Below are 3,963 nucleotides of genomic sequence, written 5' to 3'. Positions count from 1 at the left end.
CGCTCCGGATCCCGGTCCTGCCCGTACGTCGCCAGCAACGCCTGCGCCTCGATCGGATCACCCAGCGCCGTCCCGGTCCCATGAGCCTCCACGACATCCACATCGGACGGTGACAGCCCCGCGTTCGCCAGCGCGCTGCGGATCACCCGCTGCTGCGAAGGACCATTCGGCGCCGTCAGACCGTTCGACGCACCATCCTGGTTCACCGCACTGCCCCGGATCACGGCCAGCACCCGATGCCCACGCTCACGCGCCACCGACAACCGCTCCAACACCACCACACCGATGCCTTCGGAGAGCCCCATTCCGTCCGCCGTCGAGGAGAACGCCTTGCACCGTCCGTCCGCGGCGAGTCCTCGCTGCCGGGAGAACCCCACGAAGGAGTTGGGACTCGACATCACCATCGCGCCGCCGGCCAGTACCACCGAACACTCGCCCTGCCGCAGCGCCTGTCCGGCGAGGTGCATCGCCACCAGCGACGACGAACACGCCGTGTCGATCGTGACCGCAGGACCCTCGAAACCGAACACATAGGACACACGCCCCGACGCCACACTCGACGCCACCCCTGTACCCGCGAAGCTCTGCATCTCCGGCCCGACGACACCGGCCCCGTAGCCCTGCCCGGAGACACCGGTGAACACGCCGACATCGGTGCCCTTCAGCGAGACCGGGTCGACGCCGGCGTTCTCCAACGCCTCCCACGAGGTTTCCAGCAGCAACCGCTGCTGCGGATCCATCGCCAACGCCTCACGTGGCGAGATCCCGAAGAACCCGGCGTCAAAAAGCCCTGCTCCGCGTAGGAAACCACCCTTGCTGACGTACGACGTGCCCGAGCGGTCGGGGTCCGGGTCGAACAGGCCCTCCAGGTCCCAGCCCCGGTCACGGGGGAACCCCGACACCGCGTCCTGGCCCTCGGACACCAACTGCCACAGGTCCTGGGGCCCCTCGACGCCACCCGGCAACCGACACGCCATCCCGACGATGGCGATCGGCTCACTGGACGCCTTGACGAGTTGACGGTTCCGCTTCTTCAGCGCGCCGACTTCTTCCAACGACTTCCGCAGCGCCTCGACGACCTTCTCATACGACGCACTCACCAACCGCCCCAATCACTCAGGTACTAGATGTCGGGTCTCGAAGTACTACTCATCGTCGAACGCCAGTTGCACGAGGTCGTCGACGTCCAACTCGGCGATCGGCCGCTCCTCGTCGGCCTCGTCGACTCCCACGGCGGCGACGTCCGGCTCGCCCAGGGCGGCCAGCTCGGCCAGAGCGTCCATCAGCCCTGCCTCGCGCAGCCGAGCCAGCGGGATCGACGCGAGCGCGTGCCGCAGCCGTTCCTCGTCCATGTCGTGGGCTTTCGCGGCGCCGTCCGGAAGCAGCTCGGCACGCAGATGGCGGGCGAGCACCAGCGGAGTCGGGTGGTCGAAGACCATCGTGGCCGGAAGCTTCAACCCGGTCGTCTCACGCAGCTTGTTGCGCAGCTCGACCGACGTCAGCGAGTCGAACCCGGCATCCGTGAACGCCGTATCCGCCCGCACAGCCTCCGGCCCGGCGTGCCCCAGCACCACCGCGACCTGACCACGAACCACATCGACCAGCACCGCCTCCTGCTCAGCCGGGGCAAGCCCGGCCAACCGACGAACCAGTCCATCGCCCTCCGTGGACGCCGCCGCCCGAGCCGCCGGCCGAGCCACCCGGACCAGACCGCGGAGCAGGTGCGGCAACGTGCCGCCGTCCGCTACGTCCGCGCGCATCGCCTCCAGATCGAGCTTGATCGGCACGAGCAGCGCCCGGTCCGTACGCAGCCCGATGTCGAACATGGCCAGGCCCTCGGCCCGTGTCATCTCCAGGACGCCGCCACGGCCGGCCCGTGCGTGGTCCACGGTGCTGAGGTGGGCGGCCATGCCAGTGCTGCGCTCCCACAGGCCCCAGGCCAGGGACAAGCCCGGCAGACCCGCTCCTCGGCGGTGGGCCATCGCGGCGTCGAGGTAGGCGTTCGCCGCCGCGTAGTTGCCCTGGCCGCCACCGCCGATCACGCCCGCGACAGAGGAGAACACGACGAACGCGTCGAGGTTCGTGCCGCGGGTCAGTTCATCGAGGTGACGTACCGCGTCGACCTTGGGCGCGAACACGCTCGCCAGCCGGTCCGCCGTCAACGCCCCGATCACCCCGTCGTCGAAGACACCGGCCGTGTGCACGACACCGGTCAGGTCGGAAATCGACGCGAGCAACTCCGCCACCTCGCTGCGGTCGGAGAGGTCGCAGGCGACCGCGGACACCTCCGCTCCCTGCCCGGTGAGCTCGGCGACCAAGTCCATGACCCCGTCGGCATCCGGGCCCTGACGGCTGGCCAGCACCAGATGCCTCACAGCGTGCCGAGTCACCAGGTGCCTGGCCATCAGCCCGCCCAGGGACCCCGCGCCCGAGACCAGGACCGTCCCTTCCGGACCGAACGTGACAGGCGAATTCGAGTTCTGGGTGGCGCGAGCAAGCCGCGGCACGAAGAGGGTCGTTCCACGCACCGCGATCTGTGGCTCACCGGTGGCCAGCACCGAATCCACAAGCGACCGGGCGTCGCCTTCGGCAGCGGGATCGGTGTCCAGAAGGACGATCCGGCCCGGGTTCTCGGTCTGTGCGGAACGCACCAGTCCCCACACGGCGGCCGCGGCTGGATCGGTCACGGTGTGATCACCACCAGCCGCCACCGCACCGCAGGTCCGTACGACGAGCAGCGTCTCCTCAAGCACGGGTACGGCCAGCCACGCCTGCAGGATCTCCAGTACTCGTGCACTCGCGGCGAGTGCCGCATCCGCGCCGACCGCGTTCAGCACCGCCGCCGAGGGCACATGTGTGCCCTCAGCGAGCGCCGTCACGTCGTCGGGGGTGACCACCGGCACCCATGACTGCGTGTCCGCCCCCTGAGCCGGGGGCCGTTCGGTCCAGTCCACCTGGAAGATCGATTCACGGACCTCGCCCGCGGCGCCCGGTCGCTCGGCGGATACCGGCCGGGACACCAGCGAGTCCATGGTCAGCACCGGCTCACCGGTCTCGTCGGCAGCCTCGACCGACAGCGCGTCCGGGCCGAACGGCGCGAGCCGCACTCGCAACGCCGAGGCACCCACGGCGTGCAGCACCAGCCCGTTCCACGCGAACGCCAGCACTGGCTCCGCCGGTTCCTCCACGGCACCCACCGTTGCGGCTTGCAGGGCGGCATCCAGCAGTGCCGGATGAACAGCGAACCTTCCGGCTTCCTTGCGCAGGTCCTCGGGCAGGGCAGCCTCGGCGAAGATCTCCTCGCCACGCCGCCACACCGCCCGCAGCCCTTGGAACGCGGGCCCGTACGCGTAGCCGCGCTCGGCCAGGTCGTCGTAGAAGTCTCCGACATGAACCTGCTCAGCGCCCGGCGGCGGCCAGGCGATGAAATCGAACCCGGTACCGCCACCGCTCGGCGTCGCCGACAGCATGCCGGTGGCGTGCCGCATCCACGCACCCGTGCCGTCATCACGCCGGGAGTACACGTGTACCGTGCGGGAGCCGGCCTCGTTCGGACCGCTCAGTGCGACCTGCACGCGGACCCCGCCCTGCTCGGGCACGACGAGCGGTGCCTCGATCACCAGCTCATCGAGAACTGTGCATCCGGCTTCGTCGCCGGCACGTACGGCGAGCTCGACCATCCCTGTGCCGGGAACGATCACCGCACCACCAACCGCGTGGTCGGCCAGCCAGGGGTGCGTCCGCAACGACAAGCGCGAGGTGAACACCAGCCCGTCCGACTGCGGCAACTGCACCACCGCACCCAACAACGGGTGATCGGCCGACGCCTGTCCCAACGACACCGCGTCGGTCGCCGACCCGGTCGGGTGGAGCCAGTAGTGCCGATGGTCGAAGGCATACGTCGGCAAATCCACCCACCCCGACGCCGGCACCACCCCCGACCAGTCCACCCCCACACCCCGC

Annotated in this window: 2 protein-coding genes; both read right to left on the bottom strand. The window is 69.8% G+C overall.

Features of this window, described 5'->3' with window-relative positions:
* The coding region (locus tag ACFY2B_RS46085; protein ID WP_390769035.1) for a beta-ketoacyl synthase N-terminal-like domain-containing protein at positions 1-1,100 on the bottom strand (1,100 nt) is incomplete at its 3' end.
* 45 nt (positions 1,101-1,145) lie between these two features.
* A partial coding sequence (locus ACFY2B_RS46080; RefSeq protein ID WP_390769034.1) for a type I polyketide synthase occupies positions 1,146-3,963 on the bottom strand: 2,818 nt, incomplete at its 5' end.

Origin of the sequence: Streptomyces sp. NPDC001270 (assembly GCF_042896695.1) — a bacterium.
In the GTDB taxonomy this organism is placed as follows: Bacteria; Actinomycetota; Actinomycetes; order Streptomycetales; family Streptomycetaceae; genus Streptomyces.
The sequence above is the reverse complement of the archived record's forward strand: the minus strand, read 5'-3'. Positions and strand labels throughout refer to the sequence as shown.